Origin of the sequence: Streptomyces cinnabarinus (genome assembly GCF_027270315.1) — a bacterium.
Taxonomy (GTDB): domain Bacteria; phylum Actinomycetota; class Actinomycetes; order Streptomycetales; family Streptomycetaceae; genus Streptomyces; species Streptomyces cinnabarinus.
Window position 1 is genome coordinate 3,678,184 of the sequence record NZ_CP114413.1, and the last position, 21,776, is coordinate 3,699,959.

General features: G+C 71.2%; 21 protein-coding genes and 1 other RNA gene. 4 read left to right on the forward strand and 18 right to left on the reverse strand.

Features of this window, described 5'->3' with window-relative positions:
• Nucleotides 1-13: 13 nt before the first annotated feature.
• From STRCI_RS16520 to STRCI_RS16530, 3 genes are all read right to left on the reverse strand, one after another.
• Nucleotides 14-1,171, reverse strand: a complete 1,158-nt coding sequence (locus STRCI_RS16520) for a uroporphyrinogen-III synthase (RefSeq protein WP_269659717.1) — start codon at nucleotides 1,169-1,171, stop codon at nucleotides 14-16.
• Between the two features lie 142 nt (nucleotides 1,172-1,313).
• Nucleotides 1,314-2,696: a nitrate/nitrite transporter gene (locus STRCI_RS16525; protein WP_269659718.1), complete on the reverse strand. Its 1,383-nt coding sequence runs from the start codon at nucleotides 2,694-2,696 to the stop codon at nucleotides 1,314-1,316.
• A gap of 166 nt (nucleotides 2,697-2,862) precedes the next feature.
• Nucleotides 2,863-3,711: a hypothetical protein gene (locus tag STRCI_RS16530; protein WP_269659719.1), complete on the reverse strand. Its 849-nt coding sequence runs from the start codon at nucleotides 3,709-3,711 to the stop codon at nucleotides 2,863-2,865.
• Between the two features lie 120 nt (nucleotides 3,712-3,831).
• Between STRCI_RS16530 and STRCI_RS16535 the strand changes: the two genes are divergently transcribed.
• Both STRCI_RS16535 and STRCI_RS16540 read left to right on the forward strand, forming a co-directional pair.
• Entirely contained in the window at nucleotides 3,832-4,443 is a 612-nt protein-coding gene (locus STRCI_RS16535) for a hypothetical protein (RefSeq protein ID WP_269659720.1), read from the forward strand.
• A gap of 74 nt (nucleotides 4,444-4,517) precedes the next feature.
• Nucleotides 4,518-5,027, forward strand: coding sequence for a hypothetical protein (locus STRCI_RS16540; RefSeq protein WP_269659721.1), 510 nt, complete (start codon nucleotides 4,518-4,520; stop codon nucleotides 5,025-5,027).
• Here STRCI_RS16540 and STRCI_RS16545 read toward each other — a convergent pair.
• The 8 genes from STRCI_RS16545 to STRCI_RS16580 form a co-directional block, all read right to left on the reverse strand.
• Complete coding sequence (locus STRCI_RS16545) at nucleotides 5,010-5,600, reverse strand: hypothetical protein (RefSeq protein ID WP_269659722.1); 591 nt, start codon at nucleotides 5,598-5,600, stop codon at nucleotides 5,010-5,012. The two genes, STRCI_RS16540 and STRCI_RS16545, sit on opposite strands and share 18 nt — an antisense overlap.
• 8 nt (nucleotides 5,601-5,608) lie before the next feature.
• Nucleotides 5,609-7,000, reverse strand: coding sequence for a hypothetical protein (locus STRCI_RS16550; protein ID WP_269659723.1), 1,392 nt, complete (start codon nucleotides 6,998-7,000; stop codon nucleotides 5,609-5,611).
• A complete protein-coding gene (locus STRCI_RS16555) occupies nucleotides 6,997-7,299 on the reverse strand; it encodes a DUF6317 family protein (RefSeq protein WP_269659724.1) in 303 nt (100 codons plus the stop codon). Before STRCI_RS16555 ends, STRCI_RS16550 begins: the two co-directional genes overlap by 4 nt.
• Complete coding sequence (locus tag STRCI_RS16560; RefSeq protein ID WP_269659725.1) at nucleotides 7,296-7,898, reverse strand: hypothetical protein; 603 nt, start codon at nucleotides 7,896-7,898, stop codon at nucleotides 7,296-7,298. Before STRCI_RS16560 ends, STRCI_RS16555 begins: the two co-directional genes overlap by 4 nt.
• A 124-nt stretch (nucleotides 7,899-8,022) precedes the next feature.
• Nucleotides 8,023-9,276, reverse strand: a complete 1,254-nt coding sequence (locus STRCI_RS16565; protein ID WP_269659726.1) for an acyltransferase family protein — start codon at nucleotides 9,274-9,276, stop codon at nucleotides 8,023-8,025.
• Nucleotides 9,273-11,450 carry a bifunctional polysaccharide deacetylase/glycosyltransferase family 2 protein gene (locus STRCI_RS16570; protein WP_269659727.1) on the reverse strand — a complete coding sequence of 726 codons (2,178 nt, stop codon included), beginning with the start codon at nucleotides 11,448-11,450 and terminating at the stop codon, nucleotides 9,273-9,275. Before STRCI_RS16570 ends, STRCI_RS16565 begins: the two co-directional genes overlap by 4 nt.
• Complete coding sequence (locus STRCI_RS16575) at nucleotides 11,450-12,667, reverse strand: hypothetical protein (protein WP_269659728.1); 1,218 nt, start codon at nucleotides 12,665-12,667, stop codon at nucleotides 11,450-11,452. Before STRCI_RS16575 ends, STRCI_RS16570 begins: the two co-directional genes overlap by 1 nt.
• A 228-nt stretch (nucleotides 12,668-12,895) precedes the next feature.
• Nucleotides 12,896-13,852: a LysR family transcriptional regulator gene (locus STRCI_RS16580; protein WP_269659729.1), complete on the reverse strand. Its 957-nt coding sequence runs from the start codon at nucleotides 13,850-13,852 to the stop codon at nucleotides 12,896-12,898.
• A gap of 83 nt (nucleotides 13,853-13,935) precedes the next feature.
• Here STRCI_RS16580 and STRCI_RS16585 point away from each other — a divergent pair, with 83 nt between their 5' ends.
• On the forward strand, nucleotides 13,936-15,147 hold the full coding sequence (locus STRCI_RS16585; protein WP_269659730.1) for an MFS transporter: 1,212 nt from the start codon (nucleotides 13,936-13,938) through the stop codon (nucleotides 15,145-15,147).
• Between the two features lie 25 nt (nucleotides 15,148-15,172).
• Here STRCI_RS16585 and STRCI_RS16590 read toward each other — a convergent pair whose 3' ends face one another.
• The 7 genes from STRCI_RS16590 to ftsE all read right to left on the reverse strand — a co-directional run bounded on the left by STRCI_RS16590 (nucleotide 15,173) and on the right by ftsE (nucleotide 21,306).
• A complete protein-coding gene (locus STRCI_RS16590; protein ID WP_269659731.1) occupies nucleotides 15,173-16,144 on the reverse strand; it encodes an extracellular catalytic domain type 1 short-chain-length polyhydroxyalkanoate depolymerase in 972 nt (323 codons plus the stop codon).
• 129 nt (nucleotides 16,145-16,273) lie between these two features.
• Nucleotides 16,274-17,047: a DUF4232 domain-containing protein gene (locus STRCI_RS16595; RefSeq protein ID WP_336298802.1), complete on the reverse strand. Its 774-nt coding sequence runs from the start codon at nucleotides 17,045-17,047 to the stop codon at nucleotides 16,274-16,276.
• A 271-nt stretch (nucleotides 17,048-17,318) separates the two neighbouring features.
• Nucleotides 17,319-17,687, reverse strand: a transfer-messenger RNA (tmRNA) gene (gene ssrA / locus STRCI_RS16600).
• A 102-nt stretch (nucleotides 17,688-17,789) separates the two neighbouring features.
• A complete protein-coding gene (gene smpB / locus STRCI_RS16605) occupies nucleotides 17,790-18,332 on the reverse strand; it encodes an SsrA-binding protein SmpB (RefSeq protein ID WP_041819879.1) in 543 nt (180 codons plus the stop codon).
• A gap of 94 nt (nucleotides 18,333-18,426) precedes the next feature.
• Entirely contained in the window at nucleotides 18,427-19,590 is a 1,164-nt protein-coding gene (locus tag STRCI_RS16610; RefSeq protein ID WP_269659733.1) for a S41 family peptidase, read from the reverse strand.
• 68 nt (nucleotides 19,591-19,658) lie between these two features.
• Nucleotides 19,659-20,576, reverse strand: a complete 918-nt coding sequence (gene ftsX / locus STRCI_RS16615) for a permease-like cell division protein FtsX (protein WP_269659734.1) — start codon at nucleotides 20,574-20,576, stop codon at nucleotides 19,659-19,661.
• A gap of 40 nt (nucleotides 20,577-20,616) precedes the next feature.
• Nucleotides 20,617-21,306: a cell division ATP-binding protein FtsE gene (gene ftsE, locus STRCI_RS16620; RefSeq protein WP_015660033.1), complete on the reverse strand. Its 690-nt coding sequence runs from the start codon at nucleotides 21,304-21,306 to the stop codon at nucleotides 20,617-20,619.
• 244 nt (nucleotides 21,307-21,550) lie between these two features.
• On the opposite strand from ftsE, the gene STRCI_RS16625 reads away from it, so the two are divergent.
• A complete protein-coding gene (locus tag STRCI_RS16625) occupies nucleotides 21,551-21,742 on the forward strand; it encodes a hypothetical protein (RefSeq protein WP_269659735.1) in 192 nt (63 codons plus the stop codon).
• The last annotated feature ends 34 nt before the right edge of the window (nucleotides 21,743-21,776 follow it).

Sequence of the window (21,776 nt, forward strand, 5' to 3'; positions counted from 1 at the left end):
CCCCGCCCCCCGCCTAGCCGTCCGCGTACTTCGAATCCGCCGCCGGATCCAGCGCCAGCCGGTACCCCCGCTTCACCACCGTCTGGATCAGCTTCGGGGTGCCGAGGGCGGAACGGAGCCGGGCCATCGCCGTCTCCACCGCGTGCTCGTCGCGGCCCGCGCCCGGCAGGGCCCGCAGCAGATCGGCCCGGCCCACCACCCACCCCGGACGCCGGGACAGGGCTCTCAGCAGGGACATCCCGGCCGGTGGGACGGGCCGTAGCGCCCCGTCCACCAGCACCGCGTGGCCCCGGATCTCCATCCGGTGCCCGGCCACCGGCAACGACCGGGCACGCGCGGGCAGTTCCTGGCACAGGAGCTGGACCAGGGGCCCGAGCCGGAAGCGGTCGGGCTGGACCGTGTCGATGCCCCGGGACTGCAGGGGCAGCGCGGTGACCGGGCCGACGCAGGCCGGGACGACGTCGTGGTTCAGGGCCTCCAGGAGTTCCGGCAGCAGCCCCCGCCCCTCCGCCCGCGACAGCAGCGAGGCCGCCGCCGGGGCGCTGGTGAAGGTCAACGCGTCCAGGCCGCGGGAGACCGTCGCGTCCAGCAGCCGGTCCACCGGGCTGAGATCCTCCGGCGGCATCCACCGGTAGACCGGCACGCAGACCACCTCCGCTCCGCCGGCCTGGAGCGACTCGACGAACCCCGGCAGCGGATCCCCGTGCAGCTGAACGGCGATCCGGCGCCCCGCGACCCCCTCCTCCAGCAGCCGGTCCAGCACCTCCGCCATCGACTCGGACGACGGCGACCACTCCTCGGTCAGCCCGGCGGCCCGGATCGCCCCCTTCACCTTCGGCCCGCGCGCGAGCAGCTCCACCCCGCGCAGCCGGTCCAGCAGGTCCTCCCCGAGGCCCCAGCCGTCGGCGGCCTCGATCCAGCCCCGGAAGCCGATCGCGGTCGTCGCGACCACCACGTCCGGCACCTGGTCCACGATCTCCTTGGTGGCCGCGAGCAGCTCACCGTCGTCGGCCAGCGGCACGATGCGCAGGGCAGGTGCGTGCAGGACGGCGGCGCCGCGCCGCTGCAGCAGCGCCCCCAGCTCGTCGGCGCGGCGCGCGGCGGTCACCCCTACGGTGAACCCCGCGAGAGGGCCGTGTTGCCCTTGGTCGGGCTTGTGCTGTTCGTACATAACTCTCGTCCCGCACTCGAGTTGTCACACATGTCGGGTCGGGCCCGCATGCTCGGGTTCCACCCGCATGCCGATCGAGCCTGTCAATGGTGCGTGACAGGCTCGGATCGGCTTGATGTCGGCAGTGTTACGTCACACCGCCTTACACCTCGGCATAGCTGAGCTGCGGCTTCGCCTCCGAAGCGGCCGCCTCGGCGGCGGGCTGGGCGGCCGGGCGGCGAAGGTATACGGCCCAGGTGACCACGAAGCACACACCGTAGAAGGCGAGGAAGGCGACAAAGGCGCCGGTGCCGGAGCCCACCGAGAGGAAGGACTGGCGGAAGGCGAGGTTGATGCCGAGTCCGCCGAGGGCGCCGACCGCACCGATCAGGCCCATCGAGGCCCCGGACAGCCGGCGGCCGTAGGCGGCGGCCTCCTCACCGGTGAGCCCCTTGGCCAGGGCCTTGGCGTGGAAGATGCCCGGGATCATCTTGAACGTCGAGCCGTTGCCGAGGCCGGTCAGGACGAACAGGGCGATGAAGGCGGTGGTGAACAGCGGCAGTGACTCCTGCATCGAGGCCACGATGATCACCGCGGTGGCGGCGGCCATGGCGATGTAGTTCCACAGCGTGATCTTCGCGCCGCCGAACCGGTCGGCGAGCGCGCCGCCGACGGGCCGGATCAGCGAGCCGAGCAGCGGGCCGATGAAGGTGACGTACGCGGCCTGGAGCGGCGTGCGGCCGAACTGCGTCTGCAGGACCAGGCCGAAGGCGAAGCTGTAGCCGATGAACGAGCCGAACGTCCCGATGTAGAGGAAGGACATGATCCAGGTGTGCCCCTCCTTCACCGCGTCCTTGGCGGCGCCGGTGTCGTTCTTCACGGACGAGATGTTGTCCATGTACACGGCGGCGAGGATCGCGGCGACGAGGATCAGCGGGATGTAGATCCCGAGCAGCAGCCGCGGGCCACCGCTGGCGCCGATGACGGCCAGGCCGACGAGCTGCACGACCGGCACACCGATGTTGCCGCCGCCCGCGTTGAGTCCGAGCGCCCAGCCCTTCTTCCGCAGCGGGAAGAAGGCGTTGATGTTGGTCATGCTGGAGGCGAAGTTGCCACCGCCGACGCCCGCGAGCATCGCGCAGAGCAGGAAGGTGGTGAAGGACGTCCCCGGCTCCATCACCGCGAACGCGGCGACCGTCGGCAGGAGCAGCATCGCCGCCGAGATGATCGTCCAGTTCCGGCCGCCGACGATCGCGACGGCGAAGGTGTAGGGCACCCGGACCACGGCGCCGACCAGGGTCGCCATCGAGACGATGGTGAACTTGTCCGCCGGGGTGAGGCCGTACTCCGGGCCCATGAAGAGCACCATGACGGACCACAGGGTCCAGATGGAGAAGCCGATATGCTCGGACAGAACGGAGAAGAACAGGTTACGGCGGGCGATCTTCTCGCCCTTCTCGTTCCAGAAGGTCTCGTCCTCCGGATCCCAGTGATCGATCCAGCGGCCCCCCCTGCTCGCGGCGGGGGCAGTGCTCTGGGCTGTCATGACGCCTCCACGGGGCTCCGGGCTCAGTTCGTACTCGAGGGAGTGGCTGATCCCGAAGGTAGGGAGGGCGCGTTACCTGCCTGTGGCACCCGGTGACCGGAAAGGAACTTTGCTCTCACCTACCGAAGAACCGGGATGAGAGGTTCCCGTGACGCGGGCGCCCCGGTCAGTGGCTGGGGGGCTGCCAGTGGGGGTTCTGCTGGGGCGGGTAGGGGTGCGGCTGGGCCTGGGGATACGGCTGCTGCTGAGGCTGGGGGTACGGCTGCGGCTGAGGCTGTGGGTACGGCTGCTGCTGAGGCTGTGGGTACGGCTGCTGCTGTTGCTGTTGCTGCTGGGGGTACGGCTGTCCGTACGGGGCGGGGCCGCCGTAGGGCGTCGCGCCGTACGGGCCGTTCGAGAACGGGTTGGCCTGCCCGGGGACCTGGGCGCCCGGCGGGAGGTAGCGCAGCCGTCCCGTCGTGTCGTTGACGGGCTGGAAGCCGGCGGCCTGGAGGCGGGCGGCGAACTTGGCGTTGCGCTTGCGGTTGACGGCGAAGCCGATGCCGAGACAGCCGAGGAGCAGAACCAGCAGCACGCCCGCGATGGTCCAGGCGATCCCGCCCTGCGGGGACTGCATGGCGACGGCCAGACAGCCGACGGTGCCGCCGAGCGCGCCGAGCACCATCCGCTTCTCGGCGCTCTTGCCGGTGAGGTCGAAGTTGATCCGGGCCTTGAGCAGCTCGAAGGCGTCCGGGATCAGGGGCGGTACGGAGACGCCGTCCCCGGCGTTCGGGTACTGCGCCCAGTTCTGCGCGGCGCGGGCCCGGGCCTGGGGGCTGTGGTCGGGGACGATCAGCATCACGAGCGAGCTGTTCCGGCTGCCGCCCTGCTTGACGTCGGCGTACTCGTACCCGAACTGCTGGGCGATGAAGGCGAGCCGGGCGAGCTTCTTCACGGAGGCCATGGCGCTGGTGAGCTCCACCGGCTCCCCGCTCGCCATCAGCCCCAGCATCTTGCGCACCTGACGCTTGCTCATCGCCACCCTCTCCCCACGGGCCCACCCCGTTCACTCACGCAACGCGGCCAGTGTTCCATGGGGGTCTGACAGCGGGAACCTCGATGGGCGGGGTTCACAGGATCTTGGTGTGGGGGAATCGTGGAGGACCACAGGGCGGCCCGCGCGGTCATCGCCCCGCTCGGCGGCCTGCTGGAGATCGGGGCGGTGACGGCGACCGGCACCTGGGCCCTCCCGGAGGTGTCGATCGGCGCCTTCCTTGACGCCCGGCGCGAGGAGCTGACCCACGTCCTGGCCGGCATCCACCGCCTCTGCGGCTTCGGGCCGGTGTTCACGACGGTCGCGGACGAACTGGGCTACTTCCACGACCACGAGGTGAGCGCACCGTCCCTGCTCCTGTGGTCCGGCGGCGTGGAGGACGTGCGGCAGGACCTGCACAGCCCGGCCGCGGTGCGTCGCATGTGCCGTACGGGCGCGGATCTCCAGCTGACGGAGCTCCTGGACGCGTCGGTCACGGCGGCGCTGGTGGCGGGGACGGACCCGGCGACCGGAGCCCGGCTGCTCACCGGGATCCTCTCCGGCGTGACGGCCCTGGCGGACGGCACCGGCCGCTGCACCCCGGCCACCGCCTTCCGCTCCTGGCGCGTCCGCTGCCTGACCCGGGTCCTGGACCCGCGCTCGGGCGCCCCCGAGAGCGGTCGGGCCGGGTTCCGGGCGTACGAGAGGGCGCTGGACGAACTGCTGGATCCGTGAGGTGCGTACGGGGCCCTTCCGCTGTCGACGGGCACCGTTATCCTCTAGCGGACCCCACAGGAACGGGAGACTCCATGTCCGCCGAATCGAGCGCCGAGCGGCCGAAGGCGCGGCGTCCGCAGCGGTCCGCCGCCGGGAACGTCCTCTTCGCGCTGGCGGCGGTCGTCGTCCTGGCGACGACGGTGCTCGGCGCGTTCGGGGCCGTGGCGCTGCTGCTGTCGCCGCTGTCCCTGCTCACGCCCGACGAGGGCGAGACCGCCGTGGTGGTCGGCTGCATCGGGCTCGGCGGGATCATCGGGCTGATGGTGCCGGTCGTGCTGTTCGGCATGGTGAAGGGCAGCGCGGACACCCCGCGGGTGGGACCGGGCGAGGCGCTGCGCAAGCTCCTCGCCGTGCTCGGCTTCGGGGTCTTCCTGGCCCTGGTCGGGGTGGTCGCCGCCCAGGTCGGCTGGGTCCTGCCCAAGGACATCACGGCCGTAGTCGCCGTGTTCGCGGTCGGCTTCGCCTGGGTTCCGCTGGCGATCGTGCCGTGGGAGAAGCTGGGCCTGGCCGGGGTGTTCCCGAGGTCACGCAAGGCGCAGTGAGTCCGCCAGTTCGTCGGCCACCTTGCTGAGTTCCTCGCCGAGTCCGAGCGACGTCCACAGCAGCCGGCACTCCAGCGCCGTCGTGTGCCGGACGGACAGGACGTAGTGGGCGACGCCCTCCACGACCACACCGCTGTCGGCCTCCGGTGCCGTCGGCTCCTGCCGGTGGACCCGGAGCGCGGGACCCAGCGGCAGCTCGACCTCCGACAGACCCTGAGTGCCCCCGAAGTACGGCCCCTCGGCCCGCTCCGCCTCCGCGCGGAAGGCGGCGAGGCTCAAGGACTCCGGGGGGACGCGCAGTTCACGGACCGTGTAGCTCGCGACGATCGCGTCATTGCGCGGGGCGAGCACCGCCGCGCACAGCGCACCCTGCCGTACGGCCGCGCCCCAGTACCAGAGCAGGTCCTCGGCGAAGGCCGTGCGCCACCGCTCGTCTGCCTCCTCGCCCAGGTGCTCCTCGGCGAGGGTGAGCGCCCAGGGCTCGGGGTCTTCGCTCCGCAGGTCCAGCACCAGCCAGTTGTGCGCGGCGGGCAGGTCGACCCGGCACTCCTGCCAGTCCGTCGGGGAGGTCATCTCCGGGCTCACACTCCCGCCAGCGACGCGTCGGAGCCGGTGACGTCGATCTCGGGATCGCCGCCGAACAGGCCGATGAAGCTCTTGGTGTCGGACCCGGCGCCGGTGCCGGTGCCGCCGAGGGCCAGCGAGTTGTAGGCGATGGCCTGCTTGAAGGCGTCTGGGGTGCCGATGAAGCTCAGGTCGGACGGGTCGATGTTCTTGATGCGGGTGAGCTCGTCGACCATGCCCGGACCCGCGTACATGCTGGCGAGTCCGCGCGCTCCGGCGGCGTTGTAGGCATCGCGGGCGGCGGAGAAGTTGTCGCCGACCTTGAACAGGTCCCGCCAGTGGCTGCCGATGGTGCCGAGGTCGTCGACGAAGGAGCCGGGCAGTCCGCGGAAGGCTGCGGCCAGCGAGACGTCGGGCAGTGCCGCGCCGGGGGTCGCCCCGGCCCGCGCGCCGACCATCGACTCCACCAGCGCGCGGCGCGCGGCCGAGGGCATGTTGGGGTTCCAGCCCCGGACGTACTGCGTGGCCGCCGTCCAGACCCGGCTGCGGCCGACGGTCGCGGCCATCTTGGCGCCGGCGGAGAAGACCCGGCCGATGCCGAAGGTGGCGAGGCCCAGGACGTCCATGGCGACATCGCCCCAGGAGCCGTCGCCGTTGACGGCGAGCAGCACATGGCAGACGAGCGAGACGGCCGTGGCAATGAGGGCGATGGTGCCCAGCACACCAGCGAGGGCCTGGCCGATGATGGGGATCCAGCCGACGACCAGGGCGAGCAGTCCGCAGACCGCCGCGATCGCCCCCGCGATATCGGCGACGATCTTCAACGTGTCCCGCAGGTCGTCCAGCCAGGAGTCGTTGAGCCCGTCGCCCTCGGTGGTGTCGTGGATCTTCTTGGCGGCCTTGTCGCCCGCCTCCTTGTGACGGGTCTTCAGCCCCGAGAGCTGTTCGCGCAGTCCGTCGAGGTCGTCCTGGAGGTCGGAGGCGGCCTTGTCGAGCTTGTCCTGGCCGGCGTCGTCGGTGCCCTTGGGCGGGTTCTGCGCCTTGGACTTGGCCGAGCCCAGATCGCCGGCCTTGGTCTCGGCCTGGGTGAGCAGCTTGTCGGCCTCGCCCTGCACGGACTCCAGCTCGGTGCAGTACTCCTTGAGCGCGCTGCCGGCGTCGGCGTACCGGTCGTGCGCCTTGCTCACGTTCTTCGCGGTGTCGGTGGCCTTCTCGGCGAAGGCGCGGCCCGCCTCGGAGTCCCAGCTCTCCAGGTTCCCGATCCGGCGCAGGGCGGCGGCGGTGTCGGTGATGGTCTTGGCGGTCGCCGCGAACCGGCGCGAGAGCGCCTGCATGTCGTGGAGGTCACCGGGGACGGGATCGCCGCTCTCGCCGAGCACCTCCCAGCGGTGGTCGGCCGGCCGGGTCACTTCTTCTTCCCCTTGCCGATGAGGGCGTCGTAGAGCGCCGTGTCGAGTTCGGTGTACGCCTTGCCCGCCTCGTGGGCGAGGGTGCCGAGGCCCTTGATCTCCTCGATCATCTTCTTGCGGTTGTCGTCCCAGCCGTCGGAGAACTCCTGGAGCCGCTCGTGCAGCGTCTGGTGCCCGACGGTACGGCGGTCATAGGCGTCCATCAGCTTGTCGAGCCCTTCGAGCTCGGTGGCCACGGTCCGCAACCCGGTACCGGCGGTGCGCAGGTCGTCGGTGGAGACCTTGAGTTTCTTGCTCACCCGGCTATCTCCTCGGTCTCCTCGGTCGGCTGGTGCCAGCGCAGGGTCCCGGCCACGGCGTCGAACAGCCCGACCATGGCGTCGGCGATGGGTTCCAGAGGCGTGCTGAAGGTGAGGAGCAGCACCTCGTCGCGGTCCGGAACCGGCACGAAGTACTCCACGATCGTGTCCTCGAACTCGGTTCCCAACTTCCGCGACTGCTTGGGCCGCTCACGGCGCAGCAGCCGCGCGGCGGGCCCGGCCGCGGGCAGCTTGACGGGCTCGACCTCTCCGGACCCGGCGAGCGCGACGACGGCGTCGAGGCTGTCGAACCTCTCGAAGATCCGGCAGACGAGCAGGGAAGCGGAGAGCGGGATCCCCCCGGCCTCCAGAAAGGACAGGTACAGCGCCACGCCGCCCTGCTCGACCCCCGCCTCGGCGGCGCCGAGCAACTGCTCCTCGGCCTTCCGCCGCAGCACGGGCTGGTCGTCCACCCCCGCGAACTGCCGTTTGATCAGGGCGGCTACGGACGCCTCCCGCCGCTCCTGCGGCTGGAGAGGGATGCGATACCAGTCCTCGGGCGTGATCAACCCGAAGACGGGCGCACGCGTGTCGGTCATGGAGGGCTCCTGGTTGGCGCAAATGGTTCGGCGTGGGCCAGCGCCACGCTATCGGCTGCCCGCCGCCTCAGGAAGCGACCCCCACCTCACCCACACACCTCGCCGCATCGCTCCCGCCGGTCTGTCACGCTCGGTGCTTCTTCCGGGGTTTGGCGCCGTTCGGCCACAGCCGGGGGCTGCGCTTGGCCGCCAGGTCCTCGATCCAGCCGACCGCGGCGATGGCCAGGCCGATCAGCGGCCAGACGAGGAAGAACATCCACAGCAGATAGGTGGAGTCCAGGGCCGCCACCGCTCGTTCGCCCTGCATGAAGGGAAGTTCGTAGAGGCGGTCCAGGATCGGGACCGTGGCCATGATCAGCATGTTGTGCCACAGATAGATCGTGACCGCTCGGTTGTTGGAGAGCGTGATGAGCTTGTCCCACTTCGCCAGCCGGCCCGGCAGCTCCTGCCAGGACGGGGAGTAGATCAGCAGGATCACCACGAAACCGAAGGACCAGGTCGCCTGCGCCAGCGGGATGTCGTTCAGGTCCCAGCCGTCCGCGCCCAGATGCCCCGACGCCCACCACAGGCCGAACGCCATCAGCAGCGAGGAGACGGACACCGCCACATAGCGCGGGATCTTCGCCAGCAGGCCCTCGTGGTGGGCGAAGCCGAGCACCCAGCAGCCGCCGTAGACCGCGAAGTCCGTGACCGCGTTGCCGGTCTCGCCGGGGATGGTCACCACGCCCGTGCCGACGACCGCCGTCAGCGCCAGCGGCGCCAGCAGGGTCGGCCACGGTGCCCGGCGGAACGCCCACAGCAGCAGCGGTGAGGCCACCACGAACCACAGGTAGGCGCGCAGGTACCACAGCGGTCCCGCCGCCTGCACCGCCCAGGTGTCCTCCAGCAGGCCCGACTTGGAGCCGAGCAGCCAGGGGAACGGCGGGGCGCCGATCGGGATGATGTAGTTGACCAGTTCGAGGAGGGCCCAGGTGGGGCTGTCCTCGGTGTTCTTCGTCGGGTTCCAGCCGCCCGCGAACATCAGCGTCAGCATCACCGCGCTGAACGCCCACAGCGGGGGCAGCAGCCGGCGGATCCGGCCCCTGATCACACCCCACGCCGGGCGGTTCAGCGAGCGGGCCATCAGCGATCCCGCCAGCGCGAACATCACGCCCATGGACGGGAACAGCACGGTCAGCCAGGCCCAGCCGAAGAGGTGGTAGACCACGACCCGGACCAGCGCGATGGAGCGCAGGAGGTCCAGGTAGCGGTCCCGGCCCGGCTTCTTGGGCGCGGGAGCGGGAGCAGGCGCGGGCTGCGCCTCCGGCTGCGGCTGCGGCTGCGGTGTGCCGTACGCGCCGTACTCGTACGACTGCTGCTGCGGTATCCCCTGGGTCATCCCACCGGCCTCCGTTCGCGCGGGGCCGGGCCGCCGGGTGCCTCGACGACGCCCGTGCGGCGCAGCTTCTGCCAGCGCAGGCGGCCGCCGGTGAGGGCGGTGATCCAGGACTGGAGGAGCACGACGTACATGAGCTGGCGGTAGAGGATCTGCTGGAGCGGGAGTGAGATCAGGTGGGTCATGCGTTCCCGGTCGAGACGGAAGGCGTAGGCGGCACAGACGGCCTGGATGGCGAGGACGCCCAGCCAGGCCACGATCGTCTTCTGGGTGGGGCCGAAGATCAGGCCGTACAGCAGGAAGACGTCGATGAGGGGGGCCAGCAGCGGGGCCAGCACCATGAACAGGGAGACCAGCGGGAGGCCCACGCGGCCGAACCGGCCCGAGGGACCGGACTCCACGAGCGCCTTGCGGTGCTTCCAGATCGCCTGCATGGTGCCGTAGGACCAGCGGTAGCGCTGGGACCACAGCTGCTGGACCGTCTCCGGGGCCTCGGTCCAGGCGCGGGCCTTCTCGGCGTAGACGACGCGCCAGCCGTCGCGGTGCATCGCCATGGTGATGTCGGTGTCCTCGGCGAGGGTGTCCTCGCTCATGCCGCCGACGCGTTCGAGGGCCGTGCGGCGGAAGGCTCCCACCGCGCCCGGGATGGTCGGCATGCAGCGCAGCATGTCGTACATCCGGCGGTCCAGGTTGAAGCCCATCACGTACTCGATGTGCTGCCAGGCGCCGATCAGGGAGTCCCGGTTGCCGACCTTGGCGTTGCCCGCCACGGCGCCGACGCGGGGGTCGCCGAAGGGCTGGACGAGTTCACGGACGGTGGACGGCTCGAAGACCGTGTCGCCGTCCATCATCACGATGATGTCGTGGCGGGCGTTGGCCAGGCCCCGGTTGAGGGCGGCGGGCTTGCCCGCGTTGAGCTGACGGACCACCCGCACGTTCGGCAGGCCCATCGCCTCGACGATGCGCGCGGTGCCGTCCGTCGAGCCGTCGTCGATGACGAGGATCTCGATGGGATGCTCGCTCGCCATCAGCGAACGGACGGTGTTCTCGATGCACTTGGCCTCGTTGTACGCGGGCACCAGCACCGACACGGGTTCGGTGACCGGCGGTCCCCAGCTGAAGCCTCGCTTGCGCACCCGGCGGGCGTGCGCCCCGGACAGCACGAGCATCAGCACGAACCGGCTGATCACCAGGAAGCCGATGATCGCGAGCCCGACCACCAGCACGCCGGTGATGTTGTCGGAGGCCTGGACCAGGAAGACCCACGCCTTGCCCTTCCACAGGTCGACGCCGGTGACCTGGCTGTGCGCGCTGGGCGCGCCGAGGGCCTCGGTGAGGTTGTCGAACTCGTAGCCCCGCTCCTGCATCTGCGGCAGGAAGCGGTCCAGCGCCTGGACGGTCTGGTGGCGGTCGCCGCCGGAGTCGTGCATCAGGACGATCGCGCCCTCGCGCCCCTTGGGGGTGGCCTTGCGGATGATCTCCTCGACGCCGGGCTTGCGCCAGTCCTCGCTGTCGGTGTTGTTGACGACCGTGATGTAGCCGCGCGAGCCGATGTACTCGGTCACCGGCCAGGACTCGTTGTCCATGGCGGCGGCGAAGGAGGAGTACGGCGGCCGGAACAGCGAGGTGCGGATGCCGGCCGCGCCGGAGATGGCGAGCTGGTTCTGCGACAGCTCCCAGTCGATGCGCTTCTTCGACTGGTACGACAGGTCCGGGTGGTTGAAGGTGTGCAGGCCGACCTCGTGGCCCTCCTCGACCATGCGGCGGACCAGGTCCGGGTGGCGCGAGGCCATGGTGCCGGTGACGAAGAAGACCGCGTGCGCGTCGTGCTTCTTCAGCACGTCGAGCACCTTGGGCGTCCACTCCGGGTCGGGGCCGTCGTCGAAGGTCAGGACGAGCCGGCGGTCCGGCATGTCCAGGGTCTCGGTACGGCCGCTGCGGGCGTCGATGACCGGGCCGCCCTTGAGGATCTGCTCCGGTACCTGGTCGGAGGCGGCGGCGGGCCGGACGCGGTGGTCGGCGAGGATCTCGCTGTGTACGTACCCCCGCAGCATCAGCATCGCCATCAGGGCGGCGAGGACCAGGAGGGGCAGCAGCAGGCGCATGGGCAGGCGGCGGCGCCGGGGGCCGTCGGGGGGCTGGGGCGTGCGGCCCCGACGGTTGGTGCGGGAGGCCATCAGAGGGTGTGCTCCGGGGACGGGTCGTTCGGGCTGGCGGGGCGGTCGGGGATCGGTCCGGCGGCCACCGTGTCGGTGCCGGTGCCGGCGGTGTCGCCGCCCCCGGTGGTCTCGGTCGGGTCCGGCGTGGGCTCGCCGGCGTCCGTCTCGGTGGGCTCGGGGTCGGGCGTGGGCGCCGTGTCCGTGGGGTCCGGGTCCGTTGTCGGGACGGTGCCCGGCTTCAACGTCGGCTTCTTCGTGGCCGTCGGCTCGGGATCGGCGGTGGTGCCCGGGTCCTCCGCGGTGGTGGAGGCGTCGGGGGCGGTGGCGCTGTCGCCCGGGGAAGGCGTGGCGCCGTCGGAGGCGGAGGGGCCGGCGCCGGGGCTTGCACCGTCGGCGCCGGCGGACGGCGCCGACTCCGCGGGCAGCGGCGGGGTGTCCACCTGGCCCGCCGGGTTCTCCTGCTTGGGGTCCTTGACCGGCAGCCAGGGCGCGTTGGAGTTGCCGGACAGCAGGGTGGCGACGATGACGACGGCGTAGACCGCGCAGGCGATGCCCACGACGATGCCGAGCCGCCGGAACCTGCGGCTGCGGCGGCCGGACTCGTCGACGAACACCGGTCCGTCGGAGCCGTCCGGCCCACCGCCGCCCGCAGCGCCCGTGGCCGCCCGCAGCGAGCCGTCGAGCTGGAGCCCGACGGCGTCCAGCTGGATGGTGACCTCATGGGGGTCGTGCGTCAGACTCCCGGTCGACTCGTCCCACGGGTCACGGGGAGCGGTGGGGGTTTCGCGGGGGCTGCCGCCCATGGGCGGGAAGGGGTCGCGAGCGGGAGCGGAGGCGACGCGAGCGCCGTCGCCGACGGGCGGGAAGGCATCGCGGGCCTGGGCCGCCGCGTCGCGGGAGCCCTGCTCGGCGCCCGGCACATGGGCGTCGTGCCCCGGCACCGGTGTCTCGTCCGGGCCGCCCGCTCGGGGGGACCGGTCGCGCGGGGTGAACGCCTCGCCGCCGACGCGCTGCTTCCGGGCCGACGGCGCCTTGCGCTCGCCCTCCGTCGGCAGCACCTCGGTCCGTTCGAACCGGTCGAACGCCGAGAGGAGCTCGGTCAGGTCCGGTCCGTTCCGGTCGCCGGAGCCGTCCGACGGGGTGAGCTTCGGCAGCACCGCCGTCTCGTCGGCGTCCGCCGGCACCGCGTTCGCGGCGGTCGCCGGAAACGCCTGGGTGCCACCCTGGCCTGTCATGCCGGTCGGAGTCGCCTGGGTGCCGGATGCGGCCTGGGGCCACTCCGGTTGGGCGTCTTCCCGCCAGTTCTTCACGCGCGCATACCCCCACGGGAGTTCCGGGTGCGCGTACGACACTGAGCACCCGTCGATCGAAACCGGGCCCCCACCCGGTCCGAGCGCCCCCTTTATCACACTGTGCTCAGGCCAAGAATGTAGCGCACGAGTGAGTTCTGTGTTTGCCACGTATCACTTGTGGAGCCGCATCGTGACTTTGTCACTGGCCGGAATCCATCCTCCCGCCGGTGGCTGAAGCCAGCCTTCCGCCGCCGCGATCTCGGCCGCCGCCCGCCGCAGCGCGTCGATGCCGGGGTGCGCCGGCCCCCTTCGCCACACCAGGGACACCGGCGACAGGGGCACCGGGTCGGTCAAGGGCCGCAGCACCGAGGCGGGCATGGCCGGGAAGTCCACCACGGCGAGGACCGGCGTCCGGGTCTTCGCCATGATCCGCCGGAATTCCTCGTGACCGACGGCGAGCGGTGCGGGCGCCGCGATCTCGATCCCCCGGCCCTCGAACAGCTGCCTGGCGAGGTCGGTCCACTCCGGGGTGCGGGGGTTGCCGGCGCCGGCGTAGACGGTCGAACCGGCCAGCGCGTCGAGCGGCACCCGCTCCAGCGCGGCCAGCGGATGGTCCTCGGGCAGGATCACCGCCATCGGCTCGTAGCGCACGGGCTGGTGCTCCAGACCGGCCCGCAGCGCCGGGTCCAGGCCGGCGAACCGGCCGAAGGAGACATCCAGCCGGCCGGCCAGGAGGTCGGCCGCGGCTCCGGTCAGTCCGCTCTCGTAGCGGGCCATCAGCTCATGGTCGGGGGCGAGTTCGCGGGCCCGCGCCAGCACCCGGGTGCCGGTGCCCAGGCCCGGCGAGTTCACGTCCACCAGCAGGGGCCGGGCCTGCCCGAACGCGGCGAGCAGCTCGTCCCGCGCCGCCAGCACCCGCCGGGCGTGCGGCACCAGCCGTTCGCCGTCCGCGGTCAGCGTCACCTGCCGGGTGGTCCGTACGAACAGCTCCGCGCCCAGCTCCCGCTCCAGCCGCCGCACGTCCCGGCTGAGCGCCTGCTGGGCGACGTAGAGGCGGGCCGCGGCGCGGGTGAAGTGCAGTTCCTCGGCGACGGCGAGGAAGGCACGCAGCAGACGGTGATCGGGCATGGCTGGAATTTACAACGAGGGTGCGTGAATCGGTACGCAGAAGGTGTTGGACCCCTTGATCCACTACGGGTGAGGGTGGCGCCATGCCGCAAGCCACCGCCCGATACCGCCACTTGTTCGCCATACCCGGCACCCGCGCCTTCACCGCCGGGAACCTCCTGGCCCGTCTGCCCATGGGCATGTTCAGCGTGAGCGCGGTCATGATGATCGCCGGGACCCGGGACTCGTACGCCCTGGCCGGCGCCGTGGTGGCGACCGGGCTGGCGGCGACCGCGCTGGTCGCCCCCTGGACCGCGCGGCTGATCGACCGCCACGGGCAGGCCCGGATCGCCCTGCCCGCCACCCTCGTCGCGGCCCTGGGCAGTCTCGCCCTGGTGCTGTGCACCCGTCAGGGCGCCCCCGACTGGACCCTCTTCGCCGCGTACGCCGCCACCGCGACCACCCCCAACATCGGCGGTATGGCGCGGGCCCGCTGGGCGCATCTGCTCAAGGGCGACGCGGCGGCGCTGCACACCGCGAACTCCTTCGAGCAGGCCGCCGACGAACTGTGCTTCATGCTGGGCCCGGTCCTCGCGGCCTTCCTGTGCGGGACGCTCTTCCCGGAGGCGGGCACGCTCACCGGCATGCTGCTCCTCGTCACGGGCATGGCGCTGTTCACCGCCCAGCGCCCGACCGAACCGCCGCTCCGGCCGTCGGCGGCGCCCACACCGCCGCCCTACCGGGCCCCGGGCATGCCCGCGCTGCTCGCCGTCTGCCTCGCGATGGGTGCCGTGTTCGGCGCCCTGGAGGTCGTCACCCTCGCCTTCGCCGACGAACAGGGGCACGGGACGGCGGCGGGCGTGGTCCTCGCCCTCCAGGCGGGCGGCTCCTTCGCGGCGGGGCTGTTGTACGGGGTCCTGAAGCCGGGCGGATCCGCCGAGCGCCGCTACCGGTGGTGCCTCGCGGCCATGGCCGTACTGCTGACCCTGCCGCTGCTCGCCGCGTCCCTGACCGGGTCGCTCGTGCTGCTGGCGGGAGCGCTGCTGGTCTCCGGGATGGCCACGGCCCCCACGATGATCACCAACATGACCCTGGTCCAGGAGCGCACCCCCGAGGGCCGGCTCAACGAGGGCATGACTCTCGCGGTGACCGGTCTGCTCGGCGGTATCGCCCTCGGCAGCGCGGCCGGCGGGTGGACGGCGGAGCAGGTGTCGGCGACCGCGGGGTACGGGGTGCCGGTCGCGGCGGCCGGTCTCGCGCTGCTGATCGCGGTGGCGCGGCGGGCGAGCGCGGAGACCGCCCTCGCCCGCGCGTGAGGACACCGGTTCCTCCGGACGCCGGTCAGCCGCTCAGCCCCCAGGCCAGCCCCAGCCGGTACGCGGCGCACAGGTTCACATCGAGGAAGTAGGCACCGGCCGCCCCGCACTGTCCGCTCCCCGTGCCGGGGTCGACGGGCTGGCCGTGGCCCATGCCGGTGAGGCTGTAGGTCTCGACGACGGGGGCGCCCGAGGCGTCGCGGAAGACCTGATGGGGGTGTCCGGCGACGGTGTCGCTCAGGTCGGCGGTCCGGTCGGTGCCGTGCACGTCGGTCCACTGCGCCACGAGATCGCTCATGTTGACGGGCTTGACCGTGTAGTCGGCGGTGCCCTGGAGCACGGTCAGCGTGGGCCAGGGCCCGCCGTACCCGGGGCGCGCCGCCCGCACCCGGTCGCCCCACTGGTCCGGGGTCTGCGTGGCGCCGACGTACATGCACACGTACGGCGACCCGGCGGCCTGGGCGCACCCGTGGGGCAGCCCGGCGACGACGCCGCCCGCGCGGAACTTCTCCGGGTACGCCGCCATCATCACGCTGGTCATCGCGCCGCCGGCGGAGAGCCCGGTGACGTAGACCCGGGACGCGTCGCCGCCGGTGTCGGCGAGCTGCCGGTCCACCATCTGCGCGATCGAGGCGGCCTCGCCCTGGCCGCGCTGGATGTCCCCGGTCTGGAACCAGTTGAAGCAACCGGAGAGGTTGTTGGCGCTCTGCTGCTGCGGCAGGACGACGGAGAAGCCCCAGCGGTCGGCGAGCTGGAGCCAGCCGGTGCCGGTGGCGTATCCGGCGGCGTTCTGGGTGCAGCCGTGCGCGGCGACGACCACGGGCCGCCCGGCGGGCAGCCCGTCCGGGACGTAGCGGTACATGCGCAGGGCGCCTGGGTTGCCGCCGAAGCCGGTGACCTCCTGGAGGGAGGCGGCGGAGGCGGGCGCGGGAGCGAGGAGGACGGCCAGCAGGGCCGTCAGGACGGTGATCAGGGACGCGGCTCTGGTCTGAGTCATGGGCAGGGACCGTAGAACCGTGAACGACCCTCCGATATAGAGCGGGACACCACTGCCGAGGGGCCGGCAGTGGTGCGTCAAGACAGCTGTCGGAGGTCTCGGAGGTCAGGGCGTGGGAGCGCCGCCGGTCTACGGCGCGCGATAGGTGTCGTCCTTCTCCCATGAACCGACGCCCAGCCTGCCCGTCGTCCCGAGATCGAGTTCCGGGATCACCATGACGGGGTCGGCACCGGGCCTGACCCGGACCCGGGCGTAGGGCGCGTTCACCGCTTCGCCGAACTCGGTGGTGTTCCGCCAGGCCAGCGTGGCCTGCGCGGCCTCGCCGGGCCGGAGCGTCAGGGCCTGCGGGGTGTCGTCCCCGAGGCCGGTGCTGATCTCCGCGGTGCCCTGCAGTACCCGCACGCCGTCGACGCGGTCGTGGTCCTCGTCGAGCACCTCGATCTGCGGATAGCCGTTGACCTCGAAGGGCTCCTCGCCGCAGTTGGCAAGGTGCAGCCCGACGGCCCGGAGCCCCATCGCGGCATCGCCCTTGTCCACGTACACATGCACGCCGGATTCCGGGCAGGGTCCGGACGCGGTGGAGGCTTCGGCGACGGGCACACTGCGCACCTGCACGACGGACACCCCGGTCACCTCGCCCCCGTCCCCCGCCACCACGCTCGCCTTGACGGTCTTGCCCGCCCCGACCGCCTCGACCACCTGCTCCGCGTCGGCGAGCGCACCCCCGGAACCGGACCGAAAGCCCAGGGTGACGGTGTAAGTGGCGGCCTCGTCCGAGGAGTTGGTGACCTCGAAGTCGGCGGAGAACCCGGGCCGGCACCCGCTGTCGGAGGCCCAGGCGTACAGGCCGGTGATCCTGACCTCGGTGTCCTCGGCTCCGCCCGCGGAGGGAATCGGCAGCACGGAAGGTGTCCCGGAAGCCTGCCCAGCGGGCTCCGACACCGACCCGCTCGACGGACACGGGGTCGCGGCGGCATCTGAGGCGGCTCGCGCCCCGCTCCCCTCCTCGGTCCCACAGGCACCCAGCAGTAACACCCCGGCCAGCACAGCCGGAACCCCACGAAAGCCAGCACGCATGCGCTTACTCCATCACACCCGCCCCGCGGACATGACAAAGGCCCCGCCGCTGACTGCGACGGGGCCTGTGCCCACATGGGGTCGTCCCCGGAGGGACAAGTGGAGATGGCGGGAATCGAACCCGCGTCCAACGGTGCGGAATCAGGGCTTCTCCGTGTGCAGTCCAGTACGAGTTTCTCAGCCCTCCGGATCACCTGGACAAGTCCGGAACGGGCTCAGTCACTGTTTGATTTCCCTCTTCACCCCGTGACCGGGATCAAGGTTTAGTCCCCTAGCTGATGCCAGGATCCGGGTCGGGAACAGCCCCGGGCTGACACTTCGCAAGTCGCTACTTAGGCAGCGAGGGCGAAGGAATCGCGCTTGGTGTTGGCGATTATTTGTTTCGGCCTGTGGTTAACGAGATCATGGCCGCTTCCTCGACACGCTTCCCCTGCTTCGACAACCGCTGTCGAAACCGATCATCCCCATGTTGATTTTTCAAACCCTCTGACGAGGGGGTCGCACCCTCTATGAGGTGCAGTGCCATCGTACGTGACCAACGCACGCGCATGCCACCGTATTCCCGGCGTCAACCCGCCCGCTGCCTGCGCTTCGCCGCCGCGATGGCCCGGTCCGACTCCCGCCGGTCCTGCTTCTCCCGCAGGGTCTGCCGCTTGTCGTACTCCTTCTTGCCTCGCGCGAGCGCGATCTCGGCCTTCGCGCGGCCGTCCTTGAAGTACAGGGCGAGCGGCACGATCGTGTGACCCGTCTCCTGGGACTTGGCCTCCAGCTTGTCGATCTCCTCGCGGTGCAGCAGCAGCTTGCGCTTGCGGCGCGCGGAGTGGTTGGTCCAGCTGCCCTGGTGGTACTCGGGGATGTGGGCGTTGTGCAGCCACGCCTCGCCCCGGTCGATCTGGACGAAGCCGTCGGTCAGCGACGTGCGCCCCTCGCGCAGCGACTTGACCTCGGTGCCCATGAGGACGAGACCGGCCTCGAAGGTGTCGATGATCGCGTAGTCGTGGCGCGCCTTCTTGTTCTGCGCGACGATCTTGCGCTTGCCGCCCTTCTCGCCGTCCTTGCCCTGGGCGGCAGCCCCGCCCTTCTTGGGCTGGTTCTCCTTGGGTACGTACATTCCCTTGCTCATAGTGCCGTCCATTTTCGCACTACGGAGGGGGTCGGCGGGAAGCCGTTTTCCCGAGCGGGCACCGAGCGGTCACCGATCGGGGTTACTGCGGGCCCAGCCCGCTCAGCACCGTCTCGGCGCGCTCCATGGCCTTGGCGTCCGCGTCCAGGTCCGGTGTGATGCCGTGGCCGTCGACACCGCGTCCCGACGGGGTGCGGTAGTGCCCGACCGTGAGCTCGGCGACGGAGCCGTCGGGCAGCCGACTCGGCATCTGCACCGAGCCCTTGCCGAAGGTGCGGGAGCCCACCACGACCGCCCGGCCGCGGTCCTGAAGCGCCCCGGTGACCAGCTCGGCCGCGCTCATCGTGCCGCCGTCGACGAGCGCGACCAGGGGTCTGGCGGTGTCGCCGCCGGGCTCGGCGTGCAGGGCGCGCTGGTCGCCGTCGACGTCGTAGGTGGCGACCAGGCCGCCGTCGAGGAAGGCGGAGGCGGCGGAGACGGCCTCGGTGACCAGTCCGCCGGAGTTGCCGCGCAGGTCGAGGATGATCCCGCCGTCGGCCGGGGCCCGCCGCAGGGCGGTGCGCACCGCGTCGCCGGAGCCCTTGGTGAAGGAGTCGATCCGGATCACGGTGACCTCGCCGACCAGCGTGCGGGCGGTGACGGAGTCCGTGGACAGCTCCGCGCGGCGCACGGTGAGGCTCCACGCGCGCGTGCCGCGCTCCAGGCCGAGCCGGACCGCCGTACCGGCGGCCGCGTCGGTGGCGTCACCGCGCAGTAAGGAGACGACCTCGGTGACCGGCCGGCCGTCCACCCGCTCGCCGTCGACGCTGCGCAGCCGGTCCCCGGCCCGGATCCCGGCCCCGGCCGCGGGCGACCCCGCGCGGACCCTGGTCACCTCGATACGGCCGTCCCGCTCGCGGCGCGCCCACAGCCCGACGCCCGTGTACCGGCCGTCCAGGGCCTCCTCGAACTCCTCGTACTCGCCCTCGGAGTAGACGGCGCCCCAGCGGTCCCCGCTGCGGCTGACGGCGCGCTCGGCGGCCTCCATGGGGGACTTGCCGTCGGCCATCGCCTCGGCGGCCGCGTCCGCGACCTGCTGATGGCGGGCGGCGGTGGTCGAACGGGCCGGGCCGGGCGCCGACTTCCGCTCCGGTCCGGGCAGCGATCCGGTGGCCGCACCGGCGACGAGCACGCTCGCGAACACCAAGGTCAGGGCGGCCCCGCGGCCGTAGCGGCGGGGCTGACAGAACAGGTCACGACCTGACATGCCGGTGAGTCTAGGACAACGCAAAGGGCCGTACGGTCGGTTGACCGCACGGCCCCTCTTGGCGAGCGTCACACCTTCAGGTACTTGCGCAGCGCGAAGAACGCTGCAAGCGCGGGCATCAGGAAACTCGTCACCAGGATGAGCGGCAGATACTTCAACACCGCGTCCCAGCCGATGAAGTTGATCAGATTCAGCTTCTCCGACAGGGCGAGTCCATGATCGATGATGAAGTACCGCGCGACCACCAGGAACCCGCAGGCGACCGCCCCGCCGATCAGCCCGGCGACCGCGGCCTCCATGATGAACGGCGCCTGGATGTAGAAGCCCGAGGCGCCGACCAGGCGCATGATCCCGGTCTCGCGCCGCCGGCTGAACGCGGACACGCGCACCGTGTTGACGATCAGCATCAGCGCGACCACCAGCATGAGCGCCATGACCGCGCGCGCGGCCCAGTTCATGCCGTTCAGCAGCTCGAAGAGGTTGTCCAGGATGCCCTTCTGGTCCTGCACCGACTGCACCCCGTCCCGCCCGTCGAAGGCGGTCGCGATGACCTGGTACTTCTCCGGGTCGGTGAGCTTGATCCGGTACGACTCCTGCATCTGGTCCGGCGTGAGGGAGCTGGCCAGCGGGGAGTCGCCGAACTGCTCCTTGTAGTGCTTGTACGCCTGGTCCTGCGACTCGTGCGTCACCGTGTCGACGACCGACATCTTGTCCAGGTCGGCGACGATCTCCTTCTTCTGGTCCGCGGTGACCGCGCCCTTGGCGCAGTTGGGGTCGGACTCGGCGTCGCTCTTGTTGCAGAGGAAGACCGAGACGTTGACCTTGTCGTACCAGTAGCCCTTCATGGTGCTCACCTGGTCGCTCATCAGCAGCGACCCGCCGAACAGGGCCAGGGACAGGGCGACAGAGACGATGACGGCGAAGGTCATCGTCAGATTGCGGCGGAGACCGACACCGATCTCGGACAGTACGAACTGGGCGCGCATGGCGTCTGCTTCAAGCCTTTCCGTGGAACTCGCTGCGGTCTCAGTGCTGGTAGCCGTAGACGCCGCGGGCCTGGTCGCGGACGAGGCGGCCCTTCTCCAGCTCGATGACGCGCTTGCGCATCTGGTCCACGATGTTCTGGTCGTGCGTCGCCATCACCACGGTCGTGCCGGTCCGGTTGATCCGGTCCAGCAGCTTCATGATGCCGACGGAGGTCTGCGGGTCGAGGTTGCCGGTGGGCTCGTCGCAGATGAGCAGCTTGGGCCGGTTCACGAAGGCCCGCGCGATGGCGACGCGCTGCTGCTCACCACCGGACAGCTCGCCCGGCATCCGGTCGTCCTTGCCGCCGAGACCGACGAGGTCGAGGACCTGGGGCACGGACTTGCGGATCTCACCGCGCGACTTGCCGATGACCTCCTGGGCGAAGGCCACGTTCTCGGCGACTGTCTTGTTCGGCAGCAGCCGGAAGTCCTGGAACACCGTCCCCAGCTGGCGCCGGATCTGCGGCACCTTCCAGTTGGAGACGCGTGCGAGGTCCTTGCCCAGGACGTGCACCTGCCCGTGGCTGCACCGCTCCTCGCGGAGGATCAGCCGCAGGAAGGTGGACTTTCCGGAGCCGGAGGACCCCACCAGGAACACGAACTCGCCCTTCTCCACTTCCAGGGAGACATCCCTGAGTGCGGGGCGGGTCTGCTTGGGGTAGACCTTGGATACGTTGTCGAATCGGATCACGGATGCACCACGGGTCGCCGGGGGTAGATGAGCGTGACCATACGCGAGTCGGGTGCGGGAGCGCAGTCACCGGTCGGGGTTGCGCTAGGGATGTACGGTTTTGTTCCCGCCCGTGAGGTGCGACATCTTCACATCCGGGAGCGCCCAGGCAGCACTCAGGAGAACCTGGCACAGTAGATAAGGGAACGTTCTCCTACCCCGAGGCGTTCTCCCCGTGGAACCACTCACAAGAAGGGCGAGGCGCATGACGTACGACCGGCTGGTGTGCGCGAACTGCGCGGCGCCCGTGAACGAGGGCCGCTGCCCGGTCTGCCGGGCGAACCGCGAACGGCTCCAGCAGGGGAACCCGCTCGCGAACCTGAACCCGATGACGCTGATCGCACTGCTGGCGGTGCTGATCGCGGCGGTGGCGCTGCTGGCGCACCAGACCGCGTAGGGCGGCCGCCCAGGTCATGGACCCACGAAGGGCC